The sequence below is a fragment of the Paenibacillus sp. BR2-3 genome, from assembly GCF_046529485.1.
In the GTDB taxonomy this organism is placed as follows: domain Bacteria; phylum Bacillota; class Bacilli; order Paenibacillales; family Paenibacillaceae; genus Paenibacillus_AQ.
Genome location: NZ_CP126311.1, coordinates 4,701,820 through 4,728,535 on the forward strand (window position 1 = coordinate 4,701,820; position 26,716 = coordinate 4,728,535).

24 protein-coding genes and 3 pseudogenes are annotated in these 26,716 nt (G+C 49.6%); 5 read left to right on the plus strand and 22 right to left on the minus strand.

Annotation, left to right across the window (positions count from 1 at the left end):
• Nucleotides 1-173: 173 nt before the first annotated feature.
• The 8 genes and pseudogenes from PaeBR_RS22600 to PaeBR_RS22635 form a co-directional block, all read right to left on the minus strand.
• Entirely contained in the window at nucleotides 174-1,538 is a 1,365-nt protein-coding gene (locus tag PaeBR_RS22600; RefSeq protein WP_410512679.1) for an FAD-dependent oxidoreductase, read from the minus strand.
• Nucleotides 1,539-1,859: 321 nt separating this feature from the next.
• Nucleotides 1,860-3,494: a formate--tetrahydrofolate ligase gene (locus PaeBR_RS22605; RefSeq protein WP_410512680.1), complete on the minus strand. Its 1,635-nt coding sequence runs from the start codon at nucleotides 3,492-3,494 to the stop codon at nucleotides 1,860-1,862.
• Between the two features lie 108 nt (nucleotides 3,495-3,602).
• Nucleotides 3,603-3,938, minus strand: a pseudogene (locus PaeBR_RS22610) (glutathione peroxidase); the annotation flags it as partial.
• A 78-nt stretch (nucleotides 3,939-4,016) separates the two neighbouring features.
• Nucleotides 4,017-4,361, minus strand: coding sequence for a DUF3243 domain-containing protein (locus PaeBR_RS22615; protein WP_410512681.1), 345 nt, complete (start codon nucleotides 4,359-4,361; stop codon nucleotides 4,017-4,019).
• Between the two features lie 170 nt (nucleotides 4,362-4,531).
• Entirely contained in the window at nucleotides 4,532-5,467 is a 936-nt protein-coding gene (locus tag PaeBR_RS22620; protein WP_410512682.1) for a D-alanyl-D-alanine carboxypeptidase family protein, read from the minus strand.
• A gap of 147 nt (nucleotides 5,468-5,614) precedes the next feature.
• Nucleotides 5,615-5,722, minus strand: a complete 108-nt coding sequence (locus tag PaeBR_RS22625) for an IS3 family transposase (protein WP_410515282.1) — start codon at nucleotides 5,720-5,722, stop codon at nucleotides 5,615-5,617.
• A gap of 107 nt (nucleotides 5,723-5,829) precedes the next feature.
• Entirely contained in the window at nucleotides 5,830-5,982 is a 153-nt protein-coding gene (locus PaeBR_RS22630) for an IS3 family transposase (RefSeq protein ID WP_410515283.1), read from the minus strand.
• 53 nt (nucleotides 5,983-6,035) lie between these two features.
• Nucleotides 6,036-6,185: pseudogene (locus tag PaeBR_RS22635) on the minus strand (IS3 family transposase); the annotation flags it as partial.
• A 339-nt stretch (nucleotides 6,186-6,524) separates the two neighbouring features.
• Between PaeBR_RS22635 and PaeBR_RS22640 the strand changes: the two are divergent.
• Nucleotides 6,525-6,866, plus strand: coding sequence for a hypothetical protein (locus PaeBR_RS22640; protein ID WP_410512683.1), 342 nt, complete (start codon nucleotides 6,525-6,527; stop codon nucleotides 6,864-6,866).
• Between the two features lie 170 nt (nucleotides 6,867-7,036).
• Here PaeBR_RS22640 and PaeBR_RS22645 read toward each other — a convergent pair whose 3' ends face one another.
• The 7 genes from PaeBR_RS22645 to PaeBR_RS22675 all read right to left on the minus strand — a co-directional run bounded on the left by PaeBR_RS22645 (nucleotide 7,037) and on the right by PaeBR_RS22675 (nucleotide 15,650).
• The gene (locus tag PaeBR_RS22645) at nucleotides 7,037-8,881 is read right to left on the minus strand and encodes a DEAD/DEAH box helicase (RefSeq protein ID WP_410512684.1); all 1,845 of its coding nucleotides are present in this window, start codon (nucleotides 8,879-8,881) and stop codon (nucleotides 7,037-7,039) included.
• 258 nt (nucleotides 8,882-9,139) lie between these two features.
• Nucleotides 9,140-10,810 (minus strand): ABC1 kinase family protein, encoded by a 1,671-nt coding sequence (locus PaeBR_RS22650; RefSeq protein WP_410512685.1) that lies wholly within the window; start codon nucleotides 10,808-10,810, stop codon nucleotides 9,140-9,142.
• On the minus strand, nucleotides 10,811-11,158 hold the full coding sequence (locus PaeBR_RS22655) for a phasin family protein (RefSeq protein ID WP_410512686.1): 348 nt from the start codon (nucleotides 11,156-11,158) through the stop codon (nucleotides 10,811-10,813).
• Nucleotides 11,159-11,272: 114 nt separating this feature from the next.
• Nucleotides 11,273-11,905: a ThuA domain-containing protein gene (locus PaeBR_RS22660; protein WP_410512687.1), complete on the minus strand. Its 633-nt coding sequence runs from the start codon at nucleotides 11,903-11,905 to the stop codon at nucleotides 11,273-11,275.
• Between the two features lie 196 nt (nucleotides 11,906-12,101).
• Nucleotides 12,102-12,914 (minus strand): uroporphyrinogen-III synthase, encoded by an 813-nt coding sequence (locus tag PaeBR_RS22665; RefSeq protein ID WP_410512688.1) that lies wholly within the window; start codon nucleotides 12,912-12,914, stop codon nucleotides 12,102-12,104.
• Nucleotides 12,915-13,030: 116 nt separating this feature from the next.
• On the minus strand, nucleotides 13,031-15,049 hold the full coding sequence (locus PaeBR_RS22670; RefSeq protein ID WP_410512689.1) for a methyl-accepting chemotaxis protein: 2,019 nt from the start codon (nucleotides 15,047-15,049) through the stop codon (nucleotides 13,031-13,033).
• A gap of 205 nt (nucleotides 15,050-15,254) precedes the next feature.
• Entirely contained in the window at nucleotides 15,255-15,650 is a 396-nt protein-coding gene (locus tag PaeBR_RS22675; protein WP_410512690.1) for a Fur family transcriptional regulator, read from the minus strand.
• A 167-nt stretch (nucleotides 15,651-15,817) separates the two neighbouring features.
• On the opposite strand from PaeBR_RS22675, the gene PaeBR_RS22680 reads away from it, so the two are divergent.
• The 4 genes from PaeBR_RS22680 to PaeBR_RS22695 all read left to right on the plus strand — a co-directional run bounded on the left by PaeBR_RS22680 (nucleotide 15,818) and on the right by PaeBR_RS22695 (nucleotide 18,968).
• Nucleotides 15,818-16,081, plus strand: a complete 264-nt coding sequence (locus PaeBR_RS22680) for a GGDEF domain-containing protein (protein ID WP_410512691.1) — start codon at nucleotides 15,818-15,820, stop codon at nucleotides 16,079-16,081.
• Nucleotides 16,082-16,196: 115 nt separating this feature from the next.
• Nucleotides 16,197-17,753, plus strand: coding sequence for an FAD-dependent oxidoreductase (locus PaeBR_RS22685; protein ID WP_410512692.1), 1,557 nt, complete (start codon nucleotides 16,197-16,199; stop codon nucleotides 17,751-17,753).
• Nucleotides 17,754-17,905: 152 nt separating this feature from the next.
• Nucleotides 17,906-18,625, plus strand: coding sequence for a 3-ketoacyl-ACP reductase (locus PaeBR_RS22690; protein WP_410512693.1), 720 nt, complete (start codon nucleotides 17,906-17,908; stop codon nucleotides 18,623-18,625).
• Nucleotides 18,626-18,656: 31 nt separating this feature from the next.
• Nucleotides 18,657-18,968, plus strand: a complete 312-nt coding sequence (locus PaeBR_RS22695; protein WP_410512694.1) for an antibiotic biosynthesis monooxygenase — start codon at nucleotides 18,657-18,659, stop codon at nucleotides 18,966-18,968.
• Nucleotides 18,969-19,065: 97 nt separating this feature from the next.
• Here the strand turns inward: PaeBR_RS22695 and PaeBR_RS22700 are convergent.
• The 7 genes and pseudogenes from PaeBR_RS22700 to PaeBR_RS22730 all read right to left on the minus strand — a co-directional run bounded on the left by PaeBR_RS22700 (nucleotide 19,066) and on the right by PaeBR_RS22730 (nucleotide 26,018).
• Nucleotides 19,066-19,580 (minus strand): annotated as a pseudogene (locus tag PaeBR_RS22700) (histidine phosphatase family protein).
• A complete protein-coding gene (locus PaeBR_RS22705; RefSeq protein ID WP_410512695.1) occupies nucleotides 19,577-20,347 on the minus strand; it encodes a DeoR/GlpR family DNA-binding transcription regulator in 771 nt (256 codons plus the stop codon). The pseudogene PaeBR_RS22700 and the gene PaeBR_RS22705 overlap by 4 nt, the downstream one beginning before the upstream one ends.
• Nucleotides 20,348-20,423: 76 nt before the next feature.
• Nucleotides 20,424-21,341: a ribokinase gene (locus PaeBR_RS22710; protein ID WP_410512696.1), complete on the minus strand. Its 918-nt coding sequence runs from the start codon at nucleotides 21,339-21,341 to the stop codon at nucleotides 20,424-20,426.
• Nucleotides 21,342-21,360: 19 nt separating this feature from the next.
• Entirely contained in the window at nucleotides 21,361-22,359 is a 999-nt protein-coding gene (locus PaeBR_RS22715; RefSeq protein WP_410512697.1) for an ABC transporter permease, read from the minus strand.
• Nucleotides 22,356-23,864, minus strand: coding sequence for a sugar ABC transporter ATP-binding protein (locus PaeBR_RS22720; RefSeq protein WP_410512698.1), 1,509 nt, complete (start codon nucleotides 23,862-23,864; stop codon nucleotides 22,356-22,358). The genes PaeBR_RS22715 and PaeBR_RS22720 overlap by 4 nt, the downstream gene beginning before the upstream one ends.
• Nucleotides 23,865-23,948: 84 nt before the next feature.
• Complete coding sequence (locus PaeBR_RS22725) at nucleotides 23,949-25,052, minus strand: substrate-binding domain-containing protein (protein ID WP_410512699.1); 1,104 nt, start codon at nucleotides 25,050-25,052, stop codon at nucleotides 23,949-23,951.
• A gap of 45 nt (nucleotides 25,053-25,097) precedes the next feature.
• Nucleotides 25,098-26,018, minus strand: a complete 921-nt coding sequence (locus tag PaeBR_RS22730; RefSeq protein ID WP_410512700.1) for a sugar phosphate isomerase/epimerase family protein — start codon at nucleotides 26,016-26,018, stop codon at nucleotides 25,098-25,100.
• Nucleotides 26,019-26,716 lie beyond the last annotated feature (698 nt).

Below are 26,716 nucleotides of genomic sequence, written 5' to 3' on the forward strand. Positions count from 1 at the left end.
ATTTACTTCAAATTTGTTCCTTTATGCATTGTAACGCGAGTTAAAACACATTGACGTGACAATTATCACTACTAGAAAACGTAAGTGAAAACTTTCACTAACATGTCAAAATTACAGCACAAAAAAACGAAGCCATATCCAATGGCTCCGTTTTGCTGGGTTTTATTCTATTTTTATACGGTTACGGCTTCTTTCTGCGTTCCCAGCTTCGGCAGCGCTTGAAGTCCTGCTGTATTCAGGAAATTCCAAGGCTTATTGTAATGCGGCTGGAAGAAGAAATCGATAAAGGCGAGCTGGTCTATCGTCATTTTATTCTGTATGCATACCGACACGGTGTTGATCGATTGCGTAAGATCCATCTTGGACATGATCTGAGCGCCGAGAATACGGCGGGTTGCGCGGTCAAACACCACTTTTAAAAGAACCTGCTCGAAAGTCGGCATAAACTCGGGACGGTAATTGTCAGTGATGAGGGCGGTTTCCACATCCATTCCCTCGGCCTTGGCGGCTTCTTCGGTAAGTCCGGTGCCGGCTATGTTATCCTCGTATATTTTGATGCCTGATGTGCCCTGTGTGCCCATATATGGAATTGTGTTGGATACCAAATTACGGGCTACTAGTGTACCCATCCGTACAGCGTTCGTTGCCAATGGGATATAGGCGTGTTTCCCTGTAGGGTTGTAGTGAATGGCACAGCTGTCACCTGCAGCAAAAACATCCGGCATACTGGTGTGCATATAATCATCTACAATTATCGCACCGTTAGGCAGCATATCGACTTGGCCTTTTAACAGTTCTGTGTTCGGACGGAAGCCGATGCATAGGATCACCAGATCAGTCTCATGCTCCCCTTTACTGGTTATCACCTTCGTAACTTTACCGCCTTCTCCGGCAAAAGAGCTGACCTTTTCACCCAGTGCGAGTTTGATTCCATGATCCTCCAGCGATTGCTGGATAGGCGAGGTGAATTCCTCGTCCAGGTATTTGCTCAATATGCGCTCTTCACCATCGATCAGGGTCACCTGCTTGCCGTTCATTTGAAAAGCTTCCACCAGCTCAACGCCGATGTATCCGGCACCCACGACAGTAATTCTCTTCACCTGCTGCGCTTTTTCAATAATGGTGTTGGAGTGGCTATAGTTCTTGGAAAGCAGAATCCCCTCCAGCTCCATGCCTTCCAGCTTTGGAACAATCGGCCATGAGCCGGTAGTCATGATCAGCTTGTCATAGGAATCGTCAAATTCCTGGCCATTGTCCAGATTTCGAGCCCGTAAGGTTTTGCGTTTCGTGTCGACAGCAATGACTTCGTGGCGCATTTTTGTCTCTACTCCAAGCTCAGCCAGCTTCTCCGGCGATGAATAGAACAATCCCTGCGGGTCCTGGATCACTCCGCCCACATACAGGGCAATTCCGCATGATAAAAAGGAAATATTATCATTTCGCTCATACACCGTTATCTCTGCATCCGGGTAAAGCTGGGCGGTATTAACAATTGCGGCGGTTCCGGCATGGGTACATCCTATGACTGCTACTTTCATGATTTCTTCCTCCTCCAGTTTGAAAAGCCTTTATATACTTTGACATGTCCTAATGTGATTTATTTCACTTTGTAACCTGATTATATTGTGATTATTATCACATTGCAAGCCTTTTTCCCTCTATTACCAAATTGTTCACAATTTTGAGTATTTTTCGCCTGCCCTGCCGGACATGATTGCTTTAGCTTTTCCACGCGGAAGTGACATTATGTCTCTTTGCAGCAGGAAGCCGCAGGAAGCTCCGTTTGACCATGCAAAACGGGGCCTCACCGTTCTAACGAACGGCAAAGCCCCAAGCTTATTAAGAGATAAGTTTACACGTTACACGAGCCCCTGAAGCTGGCCCTCTTCGTCAATCCATAGCTGCTCTGCGGCGGGTCTTGCCGGAAGTCCGGGCATCGTCACAATGCTCCCGGTGATCACGACAGCAAATCCGGCGCCCAGCGACAAGGTAATATCACGGACTCCCATCGTAAAGCCCTCCGGCGCTCCAAGCAGGCGCGGCTGGTCGGAGAAGGAATACGGTGTTTTGGCCATACAGACCTGGAGATGATGCAAGCCGAGCCGATCAATAACCGCCAAACTGCGTTTGGCCGCAGGGGAGAAGGTAATATTCGCACCATGATAGATTTCGCGCACAATTTTACTGATTTTTGCTGGGATATCCAGGTTATCTTCGTATAAGGGAGCAAATTCGCTGTTATCGCCGCGGTCCAGCATTTTTTTCAGTTCCTTAGCCAGGTTAATTCCTCCGGCCCCGCCTTCCGCCCAGACCTTGGATAGTGCAGCAGGCACATTCAACCGGCGGCAGGCCTCCAGCACATCATTAATCTCGGACTGGCTGTCGCCTTCAAAGTGATTAATGGCAACAAGAACAGGTACGCCGAATTTCCCCAGGTTCTCAATATGGCGCTCCATGTTCGACAAGCCCGCAAGAAGTGCCGCCCTATTCCCGTTGTAGAGCTCTTCCTTAGGCACACCACCGTTATATTTCAGTGACTTCACGGTTACAACAAGTACGGCCGCAGAAGGCGTAAGTCCAGCCTGGCGGCATTTAATATCCATAAACTTCTCTGCACCCAGGTCTGCCCCAAAACCAGCCTCCGTAACTACAACCTCACCCAGCTTGAGCGCATAACGGGTACCCATTACGCTGCTGCAGCCATGCGCGATATTTGCAAAAGGACCCCCGTGTACGATGACCGGCGTTCCCTCCAGCGTTTGCACCAGGTTCGGCTTAACCGCGTCTTTAAGCAGCGCCGTCATCGCCTCGACCGCTTTCAGCTCCTTGGCGGTTACAGGCTGACCCTGATGGTCATAACCAATAAGCATACGCCCCAGGCGCTTTTTCAGGTCGTCCAGATTATTGCACAAACACAGCACAGCCATGATTTCGGAGGCCGTAGTGATCTGGAATCCACTCTCCCGGACGGTACCGTTGCCATCGCCAAGCCCCGTCACAATGCTGCGTAAGCCGCGGTCATTCATATCCATAACCCTTTTCCAGACGATACGCTGCGGATTCAGGTCCAGCTCATTGCCTTGGAAGATATGATTGTCAATCATCGCGGACAATAGATTATGCGCGGATGTAACCGCATGAATGTCGCCTGTAAAGTGCAGATTAATATCATCCGCCGGAACAATCTGCGACTTCCCGCCGCCGGTAGCTCCGCCCTTCATACCCATGCAGGGACCCAGTGAAGGCTCCCGCAGCGCGGCTACCGTTTTGACACCCGCTGCATTCAGCGCCTGCGCAAGCCCAATCGTTGTTAACGTCTTGCCTTCCCCGGCGGGAGTGGGATTGATTGCAGTGACCAATACCAGCTTGCCATTCGGCTTATTCTTGATTTCATCCCAAAGAGATGGGGACAGCTTGCTTTTATATTTCCCGTACAACTCCAAATGTTTCTCGTCAATGCCTGCTTCTGCCGCTACCTCTGTAATTAATCTCATGCTTGTATAAAACCCTCCTGCCGTTATTATCCTGATTATTTCTCTCTTTATGCAGTACCTGTGTATGTGATGATTCCTATTCAAAGGATACAAGGTCTTTGAAAAGCGTCAAGGATTATTTTCATAGTACAATCCAAAAAATCCTTCCGGGACTTCCTTCGGCTCAAAACGGGCCACTACATTCCCGCTGCGGTCAACAAGAAACTTCGTGAAATTCCACTGGATATCCCTGCTGTCTCCTGATCCTGACTGCTGTCCTTTCAAATATTTAATGAGGAGGCTTGCATCCGGTCCGTTAACATCCACTTTGGCAAACACCGGGAAGGTCACACCGTAATTGAGTTGGCAAAATTGCTTTGCTTCCTCGCGTGTACCGGGCTCCTGTCCGGCAAATTGATTACAAGGGAATCCCAGTACTACAAGACCTTGATCGCCATATTGCTCTCCTGTTCACAGTTCAGAGCATGCAGGTTCGTAAAAAGTCCCCCTCCGCCAAGCCGGAGAAGGACTGCTAAATGCCTTCTATTTCACTTCTTGTGCCAATTTCACCAGCATGTGCGCCAGCTTATGCCTTTCTTCCTTGCTGCCTACCCTCCACAGCTCCAGAAGCAGTTTTTCCTCACTATTACGCGGCTCCTCGTGTTCCGCCAGATAGTCGGCTACCTTTTCAGCCGCAATAGCCAGCTGCTCCTCACTCAATCCGATTTTTCGCGCTAGCTGTATGCGCTTTCTCAAGTAGCTCTGGAAGGTTTGAAAATGCTCCAATATAGCTTCCTTCTGTTCCGGTTCAATTCGTTCCAGTGCCTCGTTAACCCTGTTCATAGCTAAACTTCCGTCTTTGCTCACCACATGATTGTGTTCGGACACGTGATCGCCTCCTTATAAGATCCTTGCGGTTGTCATCTACTTAACCGGAACGGCAGTAATTGAATCAAATTCCGTTACTTCTGCTGCCAGCAAAAAGCAGCCCTGAAGGCCAGGACTGCTTGCTGCTAACTCAGGTTTATGGCTTCCCGTAGAAAGTGAGGTAACTCGTGTTACCGGGACACCGGTATGGCGTCGTAATATTCCTCTAACGTAATGCCTCTCTCCGCAACGGAGCGGGCTATCTCTGTCCCTACATACCGGATGTGCCATGGCTCGTATTTGTAGCCCGTAATCGACTCTTTCCCTTCAGGGAAGCGGATAATATATCCGTAATCAGGTGCGTACTTGGCCAGCCAATCCGCTTCCTTCGTCCCGGCAAAGCAGCTCTCGGCGGCACATTTGCCGTCACTTCCTGAAATATCGATAGCCAGTCCGGTCTGATGCTCACTATGTCCCGGTACAGCGCTGTAAGTCCGTGCTTTGGCCTCTCCATCACGTTTTACGTAACGGTTGAACAATGTGGTTTGAGTGGATTGGGAACGAAAGGCGGACACTCCCGCCAAGTTTACGCCATCCTTCCTTGCACCGGCAAACATTTCCTCCAGAGCCTTTGCCGCAGACTTGCGCAGCATGCGTTTCTCAATCTTATCGCTGAAAATAAACGGAACCTCCGGGTACACGAGATCAGCCGGTTTATAGTTGTCCGGTAATTTGTACAGCTTGTTTACTAGTACAGTAAGACTTTCCGGCTCTGCAGCGGTTTGTTCGGAATCTTCGCTGTTGCCCGTTGAACCTTTGTCTCCGGACGCTGGTTCTGCTGTAGCGGCTGGTTTTGCCGTGGCTGGTTCTGCTGTAGCTGGTTCTGCTGTAGCTGGCACGGCAGTTGGGACTGCATTCGCATCTACACCTTCGTCCTCTACAGGAGATGAAGGCGAGGGGACTACGGCCGAAGGCTCTTGTACAGCGGGCGCTCCTTGCAGACTTGGCTGCTGCGCTATACTTGTCCCTTCTTCCTGCGAAGCAGATGGGGTCGTATACTCACCGATTACCCAACCCGCAGCAATGACGACTATAAAAAGGATGGGAATCCACAATTTTTTGGACATTTAGGCAGGTCACACTCCTCTTGCTGATTCGCTATATTTATCTATTAGACAGGCTTCCGGTCTTAAATGTTTCACATGCCCTTGAACTACTCACCACTTAATCTGTTTGAAGGACCTCCGTCAAGAAAGTGGACACTAAAAAATTAATTATGCAGATTTCTTCTTTTTAAAAGTGGCGGCGAACTGAGCAGGCGATTCGTAGCCTAACGCGCCATGGATTCGCTTGCGGTTATAAAAAAATTCAATGTATTGAATTCATTCTAGGCTTGTTGCTTGGTTATGAACTGGGTGGCCGTGGCAAATTGCTGGTTTAGCAGGTTTGGAGCAATCGGTAAATCATGCTTGGAATCGGTCGTGTTCACTCAAAATTGTTTCGCCACGCACGAACGCAAACCCAGTTCCTGCATGTATTTTCCGACGGTACGTTCGCTCACTTTATGGCCTTCACGCTGCAGGAGAATCGTGATTTTCAGGCTCCCATAACGGCCCTTAGAGTCGTTGAAATGGTAGGTAATTCGTTCGAGTAGCCCCTTCTTGCTGACAGCCTGGGGGCTTTCCGTAGAGCCCCTCCATTTGTAATATCCGCTCCGGGATACTTCGAGCACGCTGCACATCTTCTCCACTCGAAACTCGGAGCGATGATCTTCGATGAACTGAAATCTCAGTTCTTTGGTTTGCTGAAGATGTGCACGGCTTTTTTTACGATCGCGATTTCCTCTGCCATGTCGGCGATTTGCTGCTCTTTCTCTTGTAACAGTCGTTCCAGCTCCCGAACTCTTTCAATGCTGGCTGCGGGCTCATCCGGGAACTGCCGGTACTTTCCTAACCATTGATGCAAGGTTTTCGCTGGGATATCCAGTTCCAGGGCCAGTTCCGCCACCGTATTCGTCTGCTCCTGGATGTACTTTACCGTCTGTCTTTTAATCATCATTATAGTTCTTCCGTGTTCCACTCATGTGGACACCCCTCGTTAATTCTATTATTGTCGTTCTCTTAACGGGTGTCCACTTTTAACTCTACAATCAAAATTCCCGTTAATTGATTTCCTGGGGGTGTTATGTCTCCATTAGAGGGAGAAATTCCCGTTAATTCATTTCCTAGGGGTGTTATGTCTCCATTAGAGGGAGAAATTCCCGTTAATTCATTTCCTGGGGGTGTTATGTCTCCATTAGAGGGAGAAATTCCCGTTAATTCATTTCCTGGGGGTGTTATGTCTCCATTAGAGGGAGAAATTCCCTTTAATTCATTTCCTAGGGGTGTTATGTCTCCATTAGAGGGAGAAAATCCCGTTAATTCATTTCCTAGGGGTGTTATGTCTCCATTAGAGGGAGAAATTCCCGTTAATTCATTTCCTGGAAGTGTTACGTCTCCGATAGAGGGAGAAAATCCCGTTAATTGATTTCCTGAGGGTGTTATGTCTCCATTAGAGGGAGAAAATCCCGTTAATTCATTTCCCGGGGGTATAGCGTCTCCATTAAGAACGATTAAACAATTGTTACCATAAGCACTTAGCTGTAAAAGCTAACGGTGCCTATGGTAACAAGGTTTATCTATGATTGTACTATATCCTTATTTCCCCCGGCCGCCTTGACGTCCTGGACCGTTGCCGCGCCCGCCGCGGGATGGTGCACCGCCACCGCCTCCGCCACTCCGGCTGCCTGAACCAAAACCGCCTTTACCGCCTCTCGATCCGCCTGCACTGTAGCCGCCGCCTTCTTCGGTTCTGGGCAGATTCGCTCTATATTTAGGGCTGCCTTTGGAGCCGCCTGGATTATACCCGCTTCCCTGACCGGCGCCTTTGGACGCGCCTACACTGTAGCCGCCGCTTTCTGCGCCTCTGGCTACATTTGAGCTATAGCCGCTGCTTGGGGCACCTTTTGATGCGCCTCTGAAATCGCCACGCGGGCTCCCGCCTCTGGCTCCACCTGCGGCGCCTCGAGCTCCACCTGCGCTGCTGCCTGGTTGGCTTTCCCCTCTTGCCGCAAAAGTGCCGTAGCCGCCGCCGACTCTTGGTTTGGCCGGGCTGCCGCTGGCCTCGCCGCCTCTTGACGCGCTTGCACCGTAACCGCCGCGTGGATTGCCGCCTTTGGCAGCCTCTGCATCCCTGCTGCGGCCACGGCCGCCGCTATCCCGGCGCGAGGACACTTCCGCGCGCGGAGTTCCCCCGCTGCGCCCTTGACCGCGTCCGCCCGCCTTAGGCCCGCGGCCGGTCCGTGCCGCTTCAGGCGTCCCGCCCGGGCGACCACCGCTCTGACGACCGCCGGTCTGTATAGCAGTGAATTCGCCAACGCCGAATTCATCCTTCTCGTAGCGGCGCCGATCCAGCCGCTGCGAAATCCCATGCTCAATCTCCTCCAGCCCTCCGCGCTCACGCGGGGAAGCAAAAGTAATGGCAAGGCCTTTGCCTCCCGCACGGCCTGTCCGGCCGATCCGGTGGATGTAGCTGTCCACATCAAGCGGCATATCATAGTTGAATATATGCGTAACACCCTCAACGTCAAGACCGCGTGCTGCCACATCGGTTGCCACAAGCAATTGCAGCTTCGCATCGCGGAATCTCTTCATCACGGCTTCGCGCTTGCCCTGTGACAAATCACCGTGCAGCTCGTCGCAATCATAACCCGCTTCACGCAGCGCCTCGTTCAGCTTGGACACCCGACGCTTCGTCCGGCAAAAAATTATAGCCAGGTAAGGACGATCCCGTTCGATTAACTGCTTCAATGCCTCTTCCTTATTGCGGTCCGAGCATTCCACTACCTGCTGACGGATATTGTCGAGCGGAATCGGTGAGCCGCTCTTAATGACGATATCCAGCGGTTCCTTCATATAGTTTGAAGCCAAACGTTTAATTGGGTCCGGCATAGTAGCGGAAAAGAGCATCGTCTGCCGGCGGTAAGGCACCGCCGTAATGATCGTCTCTACATCCTCCAGAAAGCCCATATGAAGCATTTGGTCAGCCTCATCCAGAACTAGCATTTTGACACCGTTCAAATCCAACGTTCCACGGCGCATGTGATCGAGCAACCGTCCTGGTGTTCCAATAATAAGATGTCTGCCGCCTTCCAGCTTCCGGAGCTGCTTCTCGACATCCTGTCCGCCATATACAGCCAGAATCTTTACATCCGTATGCCGGGCCAGCTTCCGTGCTTCTTCCGTAATCTGCAGCGCCAATTCGCGTGTCGGAGCCATGATCAGAGCCTGTGGATAAGCACGCTCCGTCTGGATCTTGTCCATAATTGGCAGCAAAAAGGCCAACGTCTTCCCGGTTCCCGTCTTTGCTCTGGCAATCACATCAAGGCCTTGAACAAGCGGCGGAATCGCTTCCTCCTGTACAGGCGTCGGCTTCACAATCCCTTGGCCCTGCAGCAGTGTATTTAATATCTCCGAAACTCCCAATTGTTTAAAACTCGGCAATTTCTCCACCTCACTATTTCCTCAAAATTGGTTTCTCACACTTGATTTCTACACTTTCAGCCCTTTATCAAAGGCTCCTTCCAAGAAACAATGGCATTTCTTATATTCAAACAAAAGCGGAAGAACCCACTACAAGGGTCCTTCCGTCCCATTAAGAAGTATAGGCCGGGCTTAGAAAGCATCAGTTCCATTGTACTTTATAGAACGCCCTTTGTGTGCACCGCTGAAAGAATATATTTCTAGGAAGGCTGAACCCCTCTAAAATCTGCCCGATTTAATGATCGAGTACAGCAGCCACAGGAACATCAGCAGCGCGATTACCGAGCCGATTTCTACCGTAGGGAAATCCCACAGCAGCGAGGGCTCGCTGCGCAGCGACGAGCCAATAATCAGACCGACCATAATAATGCTGAAAGCCAGCAATACAATACTGAAGGATAAACGGTTGCCGATCCGGTCGAGCTTGCGCTGCAGGCCCTGCAGCTCCGGTAGGCCAACCTCCACCTTCAGCTTGCCTTTGCTGATCAGCGAAGACAGCTTTCTTGCCTGCCCCGGCAGCTCCACCAGGGTCTCGGCCAGCTCGGCCACCCCTCCCCACAGCTTCCTTTGCAGGCGGGTGCTGCTGAAGCGCTCCTTCAAAAGCTGGCGGCCAAACGGCTCCGCCATCTGCACAATACTGAAGGTAGGGTCCAAGCTGGCGACCACACCTTCCAGTGTCAGCATGGTTTTCCCCAGCATGGCCAAGTCCGGGGGAATGACCAGATGGTGTTTGCGGGCTATTCTGAACAGATCATTCAGCGCCTTGCCGATGCTGACCCTGCTGAAGGGAACATCATAGTATTCCTCACGCAGCATATCCATATCATCGTGCAGCGCTGCCCGGTCCGAATCGTCATGCAGGATCCCCAGGCGCAGAATCGCCCGCACCATCGCATCCGTATTCTTGCGCATGAGCGCGATGATGAATGCAGACAGATGATCTCTCATCTCCCCGCTGAGTCTTCCGACCATCCCGAAATCAATTAAAGCCAGCCTTCCGTCATCCATCCGCATCACGTTCCCGGGATGGGGATCGGCATGAAAAAAACCGTCAATAAAAATTTGCCTCAGCATGATATCCACAAGCTGCTCGGCCAGCCGCTTCAGATTAACGCCCTTATCCAGTAGCTCCGCACGGCGGTTCAGTGTCGTTCCCTCCACAAATTCCATCGTCAAGACCCGGGCAGACGTGTAATCCCAATATATTTCCGGTATATATACCCTTCCATTACCTGCCAGCTGCAGAGCTATTTTCTCTGCATTACGCCCCTCGTGGCTGTAATCCAGCTCGGCCAGGAGCGATCTTGAGAACTCCTCTGCCATCCGGGCCAGCCCGTATTGCTTCGCCCAGTCCAATCTTCTCTCGGCAAGAGCCGTCAAATCCTTGAGGATCTCCAGATCACGGCTCATCATCCGCAGAACGCCTGGGCGCTGGATTTTGACGGCCACAGTTTGACCGCTTCTTAGAACTGCACGGTGTACCTGACCAATCGAAGCCGCGGCAAGCGGCACATTCTCGAAGGAAGCGAAGACCTCATCCATCTGCTGATCCAGCTCCTGCTCCACAATACCACGCGCACTTTCCGCCGGGAACGGAGGTACATTGTCCTGCAGCTTTACCAGTTCCTGAATAATGGAATCCGGCAGCATATCCGAACGGGTACTGGCCAGCTGGCCCAATTTAACAAAGGTAGGTCCCAAATCCTCCAGCACCCGGCGAATCCGCTCCCCGAGTGTAACGCCTTCATACACCTCTTGCGTCACCAAACGGCGCGGAAGGGATAAAAGGTTGTATAATCCGAGTTCCTCCACCATATAGCCGAAGCCATGACGCATAAGCGCCATGGCGATTGTCCGGTAACGTCCGGCATATCTGATACGGACCGCCATTTAATCGGTACGCATTTCCGGCAAAGTTCCCTCTAGTTGGGAAATGCCCTCCAGCTCAGCCACACGGCGCTCTAGTACGTCAATACGCGATTGCAATGCGGCTATGTCGCTTTGAACGGGAACCTTCAGATCCTTAAGTACACGCTGTACCTGCTCCTGAATGGCTGATTTAAACACTCCCCGTTCTTCTTCACCTCGCTCCACCAGACGGTCAACCAGTGCTTTTGACTCCGATGGGGCGAGTTCTCCGCGTTTCACCAACTCTTCAACGACTTTCTCCACTTTTTCCTTGCTGACAATGGTGAGGCCCACTCCTAAAGAGATCGCTTTTTTAAACAAATCACTCATGGTATCTTTCCTCCCAAGGATTCCGTTATTGATAAACAGAGTTTATGGTTAAAGTATACCCCACTAGCCAGGCATTTCACAAAGTTCCGCAATTCTCTCTACCTGTTTTGATTCTTATCTCGGTATACGGGCAGCCCATTTGGCAGCCTTATAAATCAGTTCACGGACAGCCTGGTTGTGAAACGAAGGTTCATGATGCCCTGGCATCAAATAGACAACACGTCCAAGACCGTAGCTGTGGCACCATGCAGCCGGAAGCCATTCTCCATCCGCTTCATACTCCAGCAGCAACGTCTTCTCTGTAAAAGGATCGAATTCGAAGCGGTACGGCTCCTCATCCAGCTGAAAATCCTGTATGCCCTCTGTAATATCATGGTCCTGAGTCCGGAAATTCAGTGGACTGTAAGGAGGATGACCTGTAAATCTGCCGCCGATTAATTGGGCCAGCTCGTAACGCTTCGCCAGGGAAACACCCGTATGAAGGACAATGAGGCCGCCACCGCCGCTTACATATGAGATTAATCCCGCTGTTTGCTGCGGAGAAACCGTTTCGTTCCACAGTTCATTGTAAGCAATGCACAAATCGTATCCGCTCAAATGTTCCCCAAGCAGCAGCTTTTTATTCTCCGAGCATTGAACCGTCATCAGATCATTCAAGATCACGCTGATTTGTTTATCCACACCCTGCAGCGGATGAAAACGGGGATGAGTATAGTCTCCAAGCAACAAACATTTTCTCTTGTCCATAAGGTCCTCCTTCATGCGTCGTTCCAAATTAGATAAACGTTGCCTATATTTTAAGGAAAACTGCCCGGAATGTCCATTGATAACGACGTCCAGCCCATCCTTGCAGTCTCCTCATCTTGTAAAAAAAGCATTCCCGCCCTGTGATTCTGCGGGAATGCTTCTGTATTGTTCCCCTGCTACATTCTGACAGCAGCACTTAGCCCTTGGCGGCCAAATAGCGGCCAAGCTCAACGAACATACTGCCCATCCGTTCATGCTCCGGCATCACAATCCGCTGAACGCCCTCTTCCTTCAGCGCCTCAGAGGTAATACGGCCTACCGAAACCGCAAGAACCTTATCTTCGAAGGCCTTTATCATATCTGCAAGCTTACCCTGAGTGCGGGCGTAATCCGCCAGAAAACGGAACTGCGGAGCGCTTGTGAAAGCCACTGCGTCAAGCTTGGCCTCCAGGATCTCGGAGAGCAGCCTTTCCAGCTCTCCGGGCAGTGGAGGCGTGTGCCGATAAGGAAGAACCTGGCGCACGACCGCGCCGGATTCTTCCAGCCAGGAGACCAGCCGGGGAGACGGGTCGCCGTGAAGCTGCAGGACAACTTCTTTTCCCCGCATATCAAAAGATTGGAGTCCGCGAATAAGTCCCGTTGTACTGCCGTCATCATCACGAACCTCGGGCACAAGTCCCCGCTTCTTTAGCGCATTTACGGTTTTATAGCCTCGTGCCGCAATCAGGGAACGGGAAAGTACATCCAGAAAAATGCCGGCGTTTCCTGCGCTTTCCGCCTTCTCAAACAGTGCATCCAAGCCCATGCCTGTAGTTAGGATCGCCCAATCCGGGGGCTGCTCTATCCACGAAGCCAATCCCTTGCGCAGCTCTTCGTCATCAAGAAATACGGTACCCTGGGCTGGCCGGTGAAGCGCAGTACCGCCCATATTGTGCACCAGCTTGGCCATCTCCTCCGCCTTTCGCGGACCGGCTAGGGCGACGATGATACCTTTCAATTGCTCTGCCATGAAGACTCGCTCCTTTTGTAACCCTTATTGTTGTTAATCAGTATACTTGCTAAGGGCGGTAAAAGGAAGGCTGTTTACCTGGACACTGTTGAATCGCCAGCCGGCTCTTCCACAGCTTACAGCTCAGGCGCTCCTGCTTCAGCAGCTGTTTCTGTTGCCTGCAGCTTGAAACGTCCCACAAGCTTCTGCAGTTCCTCAGCCAGATGGCTGAGATCTACGGACGAGGAAGCGATCTCTTCCACGGACGCCAGCTGCTCCTGCGCAGCAGCTGATATCGTCTCCGTATTGCCTGCGGCTACCTCGGAAATCCCGCGGATATCCCCAATCGCCTTTTCCATGCTTTCCGCTTCTATTGACAGGGTGCGTACCGCTCCGTTCATCGCCTCAATTTTTTCCGCTGCACCCTTAACAGCTCTACGGATACGTGAGAAAGATCGGCCGGTGGTATCTACCGCCATGATTCCTTCAGTTACACGTTCTTTCGCCTGTTCCATGGTTTCTGCAGCCAGTTTCATCTCACCGTATATAGAGCTGATCTGATCGGAAATCAGCCGTGCCGATTTCTCGGATTCCTCGGCCAGCTTGCGAACCTCCGCAGCTACAACAGCAAAGCCGCGTCCTTGTTCACCGGCTCTGGCCGCTTCGATAGAAGCATTAAGCGCCAGCAGATTCGTCTGCCGCGCAATGCCGGTGATGATGCCGACAATTCCGACAATTTGTCCGGTACGGTTGTTTAGCTTGTCGATCACATCGCCAAGCTCCTCAACCGTTATTTGAATACTATTGATCTTGTCTACAACACTGATAACCGAATCATTGCCTTCCGAAGCGGACTGAGAGGTTTTGCCCATCATTTCCGAGACCTGCACCATATATTCAGCAATATTGGCTACCTCGCTGGTTGTAGCGGCGGTGCTCTCCATCCCTTTTTGTACGCTTTTAACCTGCTGCTCACTGCCTGCGGCTACCTCTTGAATCGCTATGGTGACATGCTCGATCGCCTTGGTTGTCTGCTCGGCACCTGCCGTCAGTTCCTCTGCTGAGGAGGACACATCATCTGTCATTTCCTGCACACTTGTAATCATCTCGCGCAGGTTCGACACCATGATTCCGAAGTTCTCCGCCAGCATCCCTATCTCATCACGCCGGAAGGAACCGATATCCTTCGATAAATCCCCTTGGCTAATTACTTCTGTCGCTTTACGTAGCCGGCGAAGCGGCTCCAGTATGGAATGGACATTGAAATAAATAAGTACTAGAGCCAGCAATATTGATATGGCAATAACCATGATAGCTGTTGTGCGGATATCCTTTGTGGCATCGACGACCTCATCTTTGCTGATGGTACCGGCAATTCTCCAGCCTGTAAGCTCATTCTTCATATACGTCATTTTCTTAGGAGAATCATTATAGGTATAATCGAAGGAATCTTTTTCTTTCTCGAACATCGTCTTGACAAAATCCCGGGTCGATTCCTGACCGATGGTCTCAGTAGGATGCACAACGTATTTCTTGCTGCTGTCAATGATAAAAATGTAGCCTTCCTTACCTACCTTGATGTTGGTCAGATTTGCCAGCTCGGACAAATTGAGATTCAGCGCCATAACCCCGCTGCCACCCTCAAGCACTGCCGATATCGCGATAGCGGTTTCTTTATTGATCGTTTGAAAAGCCGGTGATATCACCATGCCTTTGCCATTCTTAATTGCATTTACATAGGAATTGTCCTTGCGCGGGTCATAGCCTTCAGGAAACTTCACGTCAGAAGAATGAATTGCTTTCCCTCTGCTGGTACTCACATAAATGTTCAACACATCGGGATGCAGCGATGCATACTCCTTCAACCTGGCCTTTACAACAGCTGAAGCTTCCCCATTAACTTCACTGTTCACTGCCTCGGCTGAAAGCTGCGCCGCAAAATAATTGATATCGTTAATCTTGGATTGGAGATTAGCATTAATGATCTCATTAACCGCCACTACGCTTTCGGTAGCACTGTTCACCAGCTGATCTTCCATTTCATTGCTGGCTGAATTGTATGTCAGCGAGCCGATGATCATACTGGGCACAAGTAATACGAGCAGGTATGTAAGAATTAACTTCGCACGGATGGTCATACGAACATTTTTGTTCATGTAGTGCAATCACACTCTCTTTCTTTCAGTCATAGTAAGTAAAAGGAAATATCCTAGCTAAATATATAATTATATAGCAGGTTTGGGAACCTTTTTTTCTATTGAATTTCTATATGATTCTCATATAATCCTTCAGAATTATGTATTACGCACAAAAAAAGTCCGTTTTTGAAAACGATCTTTTCTTATACGTATTTATTTCGGTTTAGCTCAAGGGTTTACTTGTGCAGGCTTGGCACATTCCTCCAAAAACAACATGGGCATGCCCGATTGTGTACCCGGTCTCCTTGGCCACCGTATTCATCCAGTCCTCAGGAACATGCGTCATTACCTCATCCACCTTCCCGCACACCTCACATATAATGTGCTGATGATCATCCATACGGGCATCGTAACGGCTGGCAGCTTCACCCAGTTTAAGCTCCCGGATCATCTGTTTATCCGAAAGATAGCGAAGAGAGTTATAAACCGTGCCATATGCTAAATTATGTCCCTGCTCTACCAGACGGTTCATTACCTCTGCAGCAGTGGGATGGTCATGGGATTGACGGACGATATCATAAACGGCTTTACGCTGAGAGGTTAAATTCAGGGTTTTCATCTCTGATCATCCTTTTTATTTTTGATTTTAAATAAGTTATTTTTAGATCAAGTATAAATGTCCGGGGTGATCAGGTCAATGAAAATAAAGTGTGATCTTTATCTTAATACATATCTTAAAAATCCAGCTAAAATAAATAGTTAATACACTTTTTCAAGGAGTTTACCGTGCTGCTGCCGGATTCTCCGCTTGCTCAGGCAGCGAAGGCAGGAGAGCAGATCCGTTCCGCTGTGGAGAAAGACAGCTTCTCGCTTCCCTCCGGCATTAAGGTTCAAATCACTGTTTCTATAGGAGCTGCCTCGTATCCCGAAACTGTACCGCAAGCTGATGGTAATCTGTTGAATTATTTTGCAGATCAGGAACTGTATCTGGCTAAAAATACAGGCCGGAACAAGGTCAGTGTAGCTGAGCTGATTTCAGCCGCCAATTAATTCAAAACTTTTAATAACGCCCTTAATCTTGTACCTGCATGTTGTTAGCATAGTTTCTTTTATTGGAACAGTGGTAATAAATGAAAGGAGCATTTACAGATGGAGGGATAATGGTATGAACCCAGAAAACAAATTATCGCAAAGCCTGCCTCAGTTCCCGGAGTCCTTATGGCGGGACACTACAGATTTGCCTTCCTTTCCGAAGCTTGCCGGGGATCATGATACGGATGTTGCTGTAGTCGGCGGCGGAATTACAGGGATTACGACTGCCTATCTTCTCTCCAAAGCCGGTTACAAGGTGACACTGCTGGAAGCGGGAGTACTGCTGAACGGCACTACCGGGTTTACGACCGCCAAAATTACTGCGCAGCACGGCATGTTCTATGATGATCTGATCAAGCATTTCGGAGAGGAGAACGCCCGCCTCTATTACCAATCCAACAGTGCAGCCATAGAATGGATAATAAGTACAGCCAAGGAGCTGAACCTGTCCTGCGGGATGGAGCGCGAGGCGGCCTACCTCTACGCTGATGCTGGGGATGAGAAGACGCTGAAACAGCTGGAGAAGGAGTTTAAGGCCTACGAGAAATTAGGCTTGCCCGGAGAATGGCTGGAGCACGTACCTCTGCCGTTAAGGGTAGAAGGTGCCATAAAGATGCCCGGACAAGCCCGGTTTCACCCGCTGCAGTATCTGCAAGGCTTGATTAAGGCTTTTCTGGACAACGGCGGAGTGATCTATGAGCACACGGTGATTGGTGAAAAGGTGGAACAGGACGGCGGCGGTCTTACCTTGATCACCGAAAAAAGTCAGCATCGCATCTCCTGCCGTCATGCGGTGTCGGCCTCCCATTTCCCCTTCTATGACGGGGGAGATCTGTATTTCACGCGCCTGAAACCCGAGCGTTCCTATGTTCTGGCGATACAGCCCGAAACGGACTTTGAGGGCGGCATGTATTTAAGCGCCGGAGGGCCTACCCGCTCCCTGCGGGCGGTGGAATGGGAAGGAAAAAGGCTGGTTCTCGTCGGAGGCGAGAGTCACAAGACAGGTCAAGGCATCTGCACGTTCGGCCATTATGAGAAGCTGGAGCAGTTCGCAGGCCAGTTGCTTGGCATCAAGTCCATTCCTTACCGCTGGTCAGCCCAGGATTTAGTAACGCTGGACAGAGTCCCCTACATCGGCAGAGTCTCGGAAAAAGAAGAGATTTATATCGCTACGGGCTTCAAGAAATGGGGAATGACCAGCGGCACGATGGCAGCGCTAATGATATCGGATCAAATCCAGCGCAAGGACAACCCTTATACAGAGCTGTATGACCCTTCCCGCTTTAAAGCAAGTCCCAGCATCAAAAATTTCATCGTGACGAATTCCAATGTCGCCAAAGAGTTCGTGGCGGGAAAACTTGATTTTGTACACAGGAAGACAAGTGATTTGAAGCCGGATGAAGGGGCGGTTGTCCGCCATGACGGCAAGCGTGCGGGTGCCTACAGAGATTCGGAAGGCAAGCTGCACCTGGTAGACACAACCTGTACCCATATGGGCTGTGAGGTGGAATGGAATGACGGGGAGCGCTCCTGGGATTGCCCTTGTCACGGCTCCCGTTTCTCCTACGACGGGGAAGTATTTGAAGGTCCGGCAACGATGCCGCTTACCAAGCTGGACCCTGAAGAGTGAAGTCCAACGTTCACGTTTGCTTCCTTATCCCCAAAAAGGTGGAATCCTGAATCCGTCCCTGGGCCGGCGTGATTGTCTCCTTCTACTCAGGTATAATAAGACCTGAAGAAATACCCACATTACTAATAGTCCAAGGGAGAGTGACGCAGGTTATGGATTTAAGAGGGAAAAGTGTTGTAATTACCGGTGCAGGCAAAGGGATCGGGAAATCCTTGGCACTGGCGCTGGCCAAAGAAGGCGCTAATCTGGGGCTGATCTCCAGAACAGAAGGTGATCTCGAGGCCATAAAGTCGGCCTTGACCGAAGTATATGACGTTAAGGTCAGCATTGCCGTGGCCGATATCTCCGTGCGTGAAGAAGCGGAACGGGCCGTTGTATCGCTGCAAAACGATCTTGGAGCATTCGACGCGTTGATCAACAATGCGGGAATCGCCAAGTTCGGTACTTTTGTGGAAATGGACCCTTCGGACTGGGAACAGCACATCAATATCAATCTGTTCGGCACCTATTATGTGACCCGTGCGGCTCTGCCAGCTATGATTGAACAAAACAGCGGCAATATCATTAACATCTCATCTACAGCAGGGGAACGCGGCTTCGCTACAGGCTCTGCCTACTGCGCCTCCAAGTTCGCCCTGATGGGCATGACCGAAGCGCTGGCACAGGAGGTGCGCAAGCACAACATCCGTGTCGTTGCCCTGACACCGAGCACCGTCAATACCGGGCTTGCAGAGAATGCCGGTCTTAAGATCGGCGACGAGGACCGGATGATGCAACCAGAGGATGTTGCCGAGCTGGCGCTTACCGCTCTGAAGCTGCCGGATCGTGTTTTCCTGAAAACTGCGGGAATCTGGACCACCAATCCGCAATAACGTAAATGGATATATGGGAGGAGGCCTTGGAATGCTGGTAGTAACAAACACTATTAAAGTTAAAGAGGGTCAAGGGGAAACTATTGCACAGCGCTTTGGCGGCTCTAACGGCGTACAGGATATGCCCGGCTTTGTCCGTATGGAGGTTTGGCACGGCAGCGCCAAGGAAGGTGTAGAGGAATTGAAGATTTGCACCGTGTGGGAGAACGAGGAGGCCTTCAAAGGCTGGACCTCCAGCGACTCCTTCCGTCAATCTCACCGGGGTGCAGGCGGCAATGAAGCTATCCTCGGAGCTTCGCTCGATAAGTACGAGCTTCTGATCAGCCGTACACCGGGGAACTAGGGCGCTCGTATTAGGCTACCTGTATCTAAATAGCCGGGTGTTCCTCAAGAAAAGCAGCAAGCCTCCGTAGACTGGAGACTTGCTGCTTTTCGATTTTCTATAAAGAGGTGAGGTGCTTTGTACAATTCAGAAGTTCACAGCGCCATTTCGACGTTTCAAGTATGGTTACAGACAAAGACATATTACCGAAATGCTCTTGCACGTCCGCACCGAATCGATTGGCTAGAACAGGTTCGATGAACCCTCCATGGCTGATGAGCAAAATCCGTTTTTCCTTGTGAACCTGTTCCATTTCTTCAAAAAAGGCGTCCCAACGTGCCAGTAAGGAATCGAGCGGCTCCCTTCCAGCTGGCCAAACCCGCGTTCGCGAAGCCGGACATCCGTACCCCAGAATGGGATTTCGGACGAGGAGGACAACAAATCGGCTGTTTCCCTCGCCCGCATCAAATTACTGGACCATATGCCGTCCCACTCGCTATATTTAAGCCGTTTTGCCAATAATTCCGCCTGAGCTCTCCCTGGTTCGGCAAGCGGCGTATCCTTCTGACCCTGCATTCGGCCGAGCAAGTTCCACTCCGTCGTACCATGGCGTATAAAACCAATTCTGTTCATGCTTTTGGTGTATTCTCCTTCACAAGCTCCGAAGCGATAAAGTATTTGGCGTGCTGTTCCAGCATCTCATTGGACTGGTCGGTGATAATAATGCACTCCTCTAGCCCAAACGCTCTGCAGAAATTGATTCTGTCTGCCTTGGAACTATCCGCCAAAACATAAGTGTCCGCAGAATTATTTTTGACGATTTCCTTCTTCTTGGACTCCTTGAGGTCATGGGTGTTAATTCCGCTCTTCAAGCTGTATCCGCTCGCCCCCAAAAAAGCTTTGTCAAAAAACATACTGCCAAGCATCGTTTCGGTGATAGGGCCCGCTATAGAAGCGATGGACTTCGTGATTTCCCCTCCAAGCACAATACAGGAAAATACAGCGTCATCCAGTTCGGCAATGACTTTAGTATTGGAGGTTATCACCTTGATATTTTTATGTTTAAGATATTTGATCATCTCAAAGACAGTCGTCCCCGAATCAATATATATGACGTCACCGTCGTTGACTAAGGAAGCAGCAAATCTTGCGATTTGATCTTTCTTCTCGATATTCAACATTTTCTTGGTTTCAATCGGCGTTTCGTAAGCGTCTTCTTTAATGCGCACTCCGCCGCCTCGAAGCAGCTCGATCTGTCCTTCTTCGGCAAGCGTGCGCAGATCCCGTCTGATGGTGGACAAAGACGTGTTCTCCATCGTTTGCGCGAGTTCTTCCAAGTATACAATTTCCTTCTTCTCGACCTCTTCAAGGATCTGTTTTCTTCGTACATACGGTATCATAATGGGTCTCACCTCAGCTCTGGCACAATTCCTGTTATTGAATAAATATATAGAAAATTATAACATAATGCCTGAATTATAACGAATATTTCGTTTCCAGCTCCGCCATTGTAGGCATGGCGGGCTGCGCCCCGATTCTTGTAACGGTTATTCCGGCAACCTTCGATGCGAAGACGGCTGCTTCCGCAATTTCTTCTCCTTCGAGGAGCTTATAGGCGAACGCGCCTATATAGGAATCTCCGGCTCCAGTCGTTTCAATAGCTTCGGCATCCGCTGCTTTAACGTGAAGCATATTGATCCCGTCATACAGAAGGCTTCCGCCTTTCCCGAGCGTAATGATAAGCAGGCCGCCAATTTTCCGGAACAGATCCCCGCAGTGCAGCATGGCGGAATCCAGGTCGTCGATCACCGCGCCGCAATAGAAGCTCGCTTCCGGTTCATTAACGACCAGGCAATTCACCTTCGAGAGCGCTTCAGACGACAACTCTGCCGCAGGAGCCGCATTCAATATGACGTAGCACCCATGTTCGCAGGCTTTATGGATACCATATTCCACTACGTCAGCAGGCGTTTCCAATTGAAAGATGACGATGGAGCTCTTTTTTAGCAACGGCTCGGCATCCTCTATGTGTTGTCTGGTCAACGTGTAATTCGCACCTTTGGATATGGTGGCCGCGACCGTTCCATCCTCCAAAGCCTGAACCACGCCCACGCCGGTTGTTTCCTCCACTCTGTTCACAAAGTCCGTGTTTACCCCGTATTGCCCCAGGCTGTATAGCAAAAAGTCACCAAATCCGTCACGGCCCACCGCGCCAACAAGATAAGTCGAAGCCCCGAGTTTCGCGCACTGCACCGCCTGATTCGCGCCTTTGCCCCCGCCAGCAGTAGTAAGACTGTCCGCCGCGTACGTTTCTCCTTTTGCCGCCAATCGTTTCTGTTTGAAGATCATATCGAAATTCAGACTGCCAATGACAGTAATGATTTTCTCTTTCATAGTATGGGCTCCTGTCCGATCACAATGCTGCTGATCCCTTTTTGGCAAATAGTTTTTTTCGGATTCCGCCGAACTTCCCTTGGAACGCTTCAAAATAAGCTGCGACCGCAATGATGGCCCCGGTTGCGATATACTGCCAAAAGGTATCGACACCGACCACTACCAGGCCGGTTCTCAGAGCCGACAGCAACAACGCTCCCAAGAGGGTTCCCAGAATGCTTCCTTTTCCTCCGGCAAGACTCGTTCCTCCGATCGCTGCCGCGGCAATGGCATACAGCTCATAGCCTTGTCCTGCGGTCGGTTCGCCCGTACCGAGTCTAGCCAGCATGACCATACCCGCCAGTGCGCCCCCTACGCCGCAAAGCGCATAAGTTACCACTTTATTGAAGTTAACGTTTATTCCGGACAATCGTGTGGCCTCTTCGTTGCCGCCGATCGAAAAGACAAAAGTTCCGAAACGGGTTTTCTTGAGCAGCACATGACCGACAACGGCAAAACCAAGCAAAATCGGTATGGATATGGGGAAGTTGCCTACCAGATCGCCGTCCATAATCCTCCGGAAATCCGGGGGAATATCCAGTACCGGCCAGCCTTTGGTGATGATGTAGGCGACGCCGCGAAAGGCGCTCATCGTAGCCAGGGTGGCTATGAACGGCTGCAGTCTGATTTTGGTAACCAATAAACCGTTCAATGCTCCGATCAAAGCCCCGATAATCACGCCCAGCAGAATAGCTAAATATGGGTTAACCCCGTATTTGGTCAACAAAAGCCCGACGCTGACAATCACAATCGCCATAATCGAACCGATGGACAAGTCGATTCCGCCCGTAATGATGACAAAGGTAATACCGATGGCAAGCAGTCCGTTAATTGTACTTTGATCCACTATATCAAGCAGGTTGCCAGGACTCAAATAAATAGGGTCGATGGCGGTAAAGATAAGAATCATGAGTGCCAACGAAACGACTAATCCCATTTCTCTGCCCATTTTTAATTTAAATCGGTTGAAGTTATTCATGACGTCTGCTCCGTTCCTCCCATGGCATAATGTAATACGGTTTCTTCGTTCAGCTCACTGCGCTGAAGCTCCTTGATCATCTTTCCTTCGTGCATAATGATAACCCGGTCGCTCATTCCGATAACTTCAGGCAACTCCGAGGATACCATAATGATCGATTTCCCCGCTTCCAGCAAGTCTTCCATAAGCCTGTAAATTTCCGCTTTCGCCCCGACGTCCACTCCTTTGGTCGGTTCGTCGAAGATGAGAATATCCACGTCGGTCGTAAGCCACTTTCCGATGACAACCTTCTGTTGATTTCCTCCGCTGAGGTTATAAGTCAAGTAGGAAGGGTCCTTCCGGTTCAGCTTGATCTCCTCGATAAAATGGCTGCAATTCTCAAGCTTTTTCCGCTCATTGACAAACCCGAACGGCGAGAATTTGTCCATAGCGGCCAATCCCATATTATCGGCGTTGTTTAATACGCCCACAAATCCCTGGGTCTTCCGGTTCTCTGGAATGAGTCCGATCCCATGCTTTAAGCCTTGCTTCGGCGAACTGATTTTCACCTTTTTGCCCCGGATATAAATATCGCCCGAGGATTTCCGGTCCGCACCGAACAAGGTTCGTACTACGTCGGTTCTCTTGGAACCAACCAGGCCGGAGAAGCCGAGGATTTCACCCTTCTTCAAGTGAAAGCTCACATCATGGAAAACGCCGTTCTTGGACAATCGCTTGACTTCAAGAATGACCTCATTTGTTTGCAAGCCCGGTTTTTTGCGTTCCGCGAAAGCCGCTACATCCCGTCCCACCATGCTTTGAATCAATTGCTTCCGGGTGATGCTCTCCGTAGAGAATGTCCCCACATACTTGCCATCGCGCAAAACCGTAATTTGATCCGAAATTTTAAACAGTTCATCCAGCCGGTGCGAGATAAAAAGGACGGTTATGCCGTTCTCCTTCAATTCTTTAATGATCTCGAACAGCGCGGCGGTCTCGTTTTCCGTAAGGGCAGCTGTAGGCTCGTCGAACGAAATGATTCGCGACTTATGGAACAGCGCCTTTGCTATCGAGAGCATCTGCATTTCGCCGGTGCTTAATTCGCTTACCAAATCCGTACTCCTGAATTTGCATCTGAGCCGTTTCAGAATGTCATCCACTTTGGCGTGGAGTGCCTTGAAGTCGATAAAGGGTCCTTTCAGCGGCTCGCATCCGAGGGCGACATTCTGCCCAACGCTCAGGTCCGGAATCAGGCTTACTTCCTGATGGACCTTGGATATCCCCAGATTTAAAGCATCCTGTGCATTTTTAAATGCCACTTTCTCTCCTGCAATCCAAACTTCTCCATCATACTCGTTATAGATGCCGTGAAGAATATTCAGTAAAGTCGATTTACCGGCGCCATTCTCCCCGATCAGGGCATGCACTTCTCCCTCTCTTACATCAAAGCTGATGTTGTCGAGCGCCTTTTGCCCCGGAAAAGTTTTCGTTACACCCCTAAACTGGATAATCGGATTCTGATTCATTCTGTTCACCCTTTGATTAAAGAGGGAGCCGGAAAATCGGGATATTGCCTTTCCCGGCTGCTTCTCCAAGATTTACTTGTGCTGTTATTCGAAAGTGGCGGATTCCCAGCCGATAATTTCTTCCGCAGGCGTATTTACATTCGTGCTGTCGATTAATGCCTGCGGTGTCCAAAGGACACGGGGAATTTTTTGACCTCCTAAAATTCGTACCGTAACTTCGACTGCGATTTGTCCTTTATATTTAGGGAAGGAATCGACGGTCGCCGATAATTCCCCTCTTTTGATGGAATCATAAGCCTCTCCAATTCCGTCGACTCCCACAACCAGGATGTCTTTGCCAGATGTTTTAACGGCCTCTACCACACCAAGTGCCATGGTGTCATTGTTCGCAAATATCGCTTTGAGGTCCGGATGCTTTTTGATCCATGTCTCCGCAAGATCCTTTGCTTTCGCGCGATCCCAATCCGCGTTTTGTTTCTCAACGATGGTTACATCCGGAGCGTTTTCTTTCATCCATTGCTCAAATCCAGCTGTCCGCTGACGGGCTGCAAACGCTTTCGGCATACCGATTACGATGGCAACCTCTCCTTTGTTGCTAATCTTGCCGGCAATCCATTCCGCAGCCAATTCACCGTTCTGGATGGCTTTGGGACCTACATAATTGGGAGCGATTGCAATAAGTCCATCATTAACGTTCACCACCGGAATTCCGGCCTTGTTGGCGTCTTCAACACCCGGTGTAAGATTTCCGTCGGAGATCGGAGACAGAAGCAGCGCGGAATACTTTTTGTTAATCATATCCTTGACTACGGAGAGCTGACCTTGTTCGTCACCCTCCCCCTGAGCTGCCTTAACGTCAATACTGACATCGATTCCTTTGGCTTTCATGTCCTTCGCGCCGATCTCCATGCCCTCTTTCAGGGTACGCCAATACTCGTTCTCGAAGGCCTTGGACACACCACCCAGCTTGATCGTACCCGCAGGTTTCGGTACGGGGCCGAATTGCTCCCGCAATTGTTTAAAGTCGATGCCGTCAGAAACCTCATCCGGATTGAATGCAGCCGTATCCGCATTTACAGCCGCATCTTTCCCTTGATTCTGACCGGTTGAATTTGAAGCACAGCCCGTTGCAAAAGTGGTTAGAGACAAGAGTAAAACAAGCGCTTTCAAAATACCTGTTCTTTTCATGTTTATTCCCCCTAAATATAATGATCTAGCGATTGAACCCTTCTTTTACTTCAGACAGGCAAACATGATTTCCTGTGCTGCAATGGCGTCGTTACTGTCCACAATGGACTGGAGTTTTGGCAGCCCCATTTGATCGATCAATGCATCTATTTTTCTATACATGGCGATATTTGCTTTTAGCTCATCGAGCGGGTTCTCTCTTTCAGGGAATGTATCGAAATAAATGACACCGTTGTAATTGTATTTCTTAAGATAAAAGATAAATTCCAGCGATTGCATGAAGTTCACAGATCCCACCATCAATCCATCATCGTTCAACTTATTGCCGTCATTGAGATGTACACCGTACAGTTTGTTTCTCTCTGCGACTAGACTGAGACCGTAAGAGGGGTTCTCCGCCTTCATTAACATGTGGCAAAAATCCAGTGTTACGCCCAGATTGGAAGCTCCTACATCGTTCACCATGAGCAGCGTGTCGCCATAGCTGGAAATAAAAGAATAGGCGCGAGGCTGAAACGGTTTATACTCAATGCTGATTTTAAGATCTGAACCGTATTCGCAGATTTCCGCAAACGCCTCGGTTACTTGTTTCCAGACCTTCGAATAGTTGATTTGAAAAGAATAATCAAACCCTTCGTACCCTAACCACACGATAATGTTGTTCCCGCCGAGCTCGCGGCAGACGTCAATGGATTGTTTGCACAGCTCGATGGCCTTTCGCGAAATTTCGGGGTCCGCGTTGCCAAGCTCTCCGTTGATGAACTGTCCTCTGAATCTCGGGGCGATCGCATTTAGCTTGAGGCTGTTCCGCTCCAATCCCGCTTTGATTTCTTCTACAGAATTGGTTTGAAAATGCTCGGGATAATTAAGGTCCACATGGGTTAGCCCGGAAACCTTTCCGATTTGGTCAAACGTATCAACGATAGACATGCCTTTGAACGAATTTAATCGAGTTGCGAATTTCATTTTATAACTCTCCTTGTCGGTTTGGATCTCTCTTGGCTTCTTAAAAGGAGATAACCGCGATTGAATTAGTTAGCGCTTACAATCACTTGATGAAATTCGGCATCATCTCCTTCACACAGGCTTCGAGACTGTTAAACTTGAAATTTAATGATACTAACTAAAACAAATGGTATACCTATGATCATTTTTTGTCAATATTTTTTATTTATAGTCATAAAATAATGATCTAATTTGGAATTAAATGAATAAAACATTGCATTAATGGTTTTTCGCAGAAAAATAGTGGAATAAAGTGGAAGGTCCGATAAACCACCGATAAACCATTAATCCTGCGCTATAGTTAGGGCATAGAAAAAAGACGTAAAGTGCTCCCCATATATCTGGAGCGTCTTTACGCCATTTTTACTTGAAATCAGTTTTTTACCCTGCCGAAAGCACCGTAATGACTTATAACTCTACCTCTTTAGTTCTTATAGTGGTAAAACAGTTAATCAATGTTATGTAAAAAGGTAAAAATATCGCAAATCCTATCAGGACTAAACCAACTCCAACATAAAATCGAGAAAAAAATACGATAAACATTTACCAGAAGTTCAGCTTGAATAAAAAAGCCGAGGGCATATAAAGCGCTTATGACATTAAGTTTCAGAAAAGTTAAGATAATATAACCACCTCATCCTGACCCATCTACTCTACGC

Coding starts and splice junctions, on each gene's coding strand:
- PaeBR_RS22600 (WP_410512679.1), bottom strand. CDS start 1,538: ATGAAAGTAGCAGTCATAGGATGTACCCATGCCGGAACCGCCGCAATT.
- PaeBR_RS22605 (WP_410512680.1), bottom strand. CDS start 3,494: ATGAGATTAATTACAGAGGTAGCGGCAGAAGCAGGCATTGACGAGAAA.
- PaeBR_RS22620 (WP_410512682.1), bottom strand. CDS start 5,467: ATGTCCAAAAAATTGTGGATTCCCATCCTTTTTATAGTCGTCATTGCT.
- PaeBR_RS22640 (WP_410512683.1), top strand. CDS start 6,525: ATGTCTCCATTAGAGGGAGAAATTCCCGTTAATTCATTTCCTAGGGGT.
- PaeBR_RS22650 (WP_410512685.1), bottom strand. CDS start 10,810: ATGGCGGTCCGTATCAGATATGCCGGACGTTACCGGACAATCGCCATG.
- PaeBR_RS22655 (WP_410512686.1), bottom strand. CDS start 11,158: ATGAGTGATTTGTTTAAAAAAGCGATCTCTTTAGGAGTGGGCCTCACC.
- PaeBR_RS22660 (WP_410512687.1), bottom strand. CDS start 11,905: ATGGACAAGAGAAAATGTTTGTTGCTTGGAGACTATACTCATCCCCGT.
- PaeBR_RS22665 (WP_410512688.1), bottom strand. CDS start 12,914: ATGGCAGAGCAATTGAAAGGTATCATCGTCGCCCTAGCCGGTCCGCGA.
- PaeBR_RS22670 (WP_410512689.1), bottom strand. CDS start 15,049: ATGAACAAAAATGTTCGTATGACCATCCGTGCGAAGTTAATTCTTACA.
- PaeBR_RS22675 (WP_410512690.1), bottom strand. CDS start 15,650: ATGAAAACCCTGAATTTAACCTCTCAGCGTAAAGCCGTTTATGATATC.
- PaeBR_RS22685 (WP_410512692.1), top strand. CDS start 16,197: ATGAACCCAGAAAACAAATTATCGCAAAGCCTGCCTCAGTTCCCGGAG.
- PaeBR_RS22690 (WP_410512693.1), top strand. CDS start 17,906: ATGGATTTAAGAGGGAAAAGTGTTGTAATTACCGGTGCAGGCAAAGGG.
- PaeBR_RS22695 (WP_410512694.1), top strand. CDS start 18,657: ATGCTGGTAGTAACAAACACTATTAAAGTTAAAGAGGGTCAAGGGGAA.
- PaeBR_RS22705 (WP_410512695.1), bottom strand. CDS start 20,347: ATGATACCGTATGTACGAAGAAAACAGATCCTTGAAGAGGTCGAGAAG.
- PaeBR_RS22710 (WP_410512696.1), bottom strand. CDS start 21,341: ATGAAAGAGAAAATCATTACTGTCATTGGCAGTCTGAATTTCGATATG.
- PaeBR_RS22715 (WP_410512697.1), bottom strand. CDS start 22,359: ATGAATAACTTCAACCGATTTAAATTAAAAATGGGCAGAGAAATGGGA.
- PaeBR_RS22720 (WP_410512698.1), bottom strand. CDS start 23,864: ATGAATCAGAATCCGATTATCCAGTTTAGGGGTGTAACGAAAACTTTT.
- PaeBR_RS22725 (WP_410512699.1), bottom strand. CDS start 25,052: ATGAAAAGAACAGGTATTTTGAAAGCGCTTGTTTTACTCTTGTCTCTA.
- PaeBR_RS22730 (WP_410512700.1), bottom strand. CDS start 26,018: ATGAAATTCGCAACTCGATTAAATTCGTTCAAAGGCATGTCTATCGTT.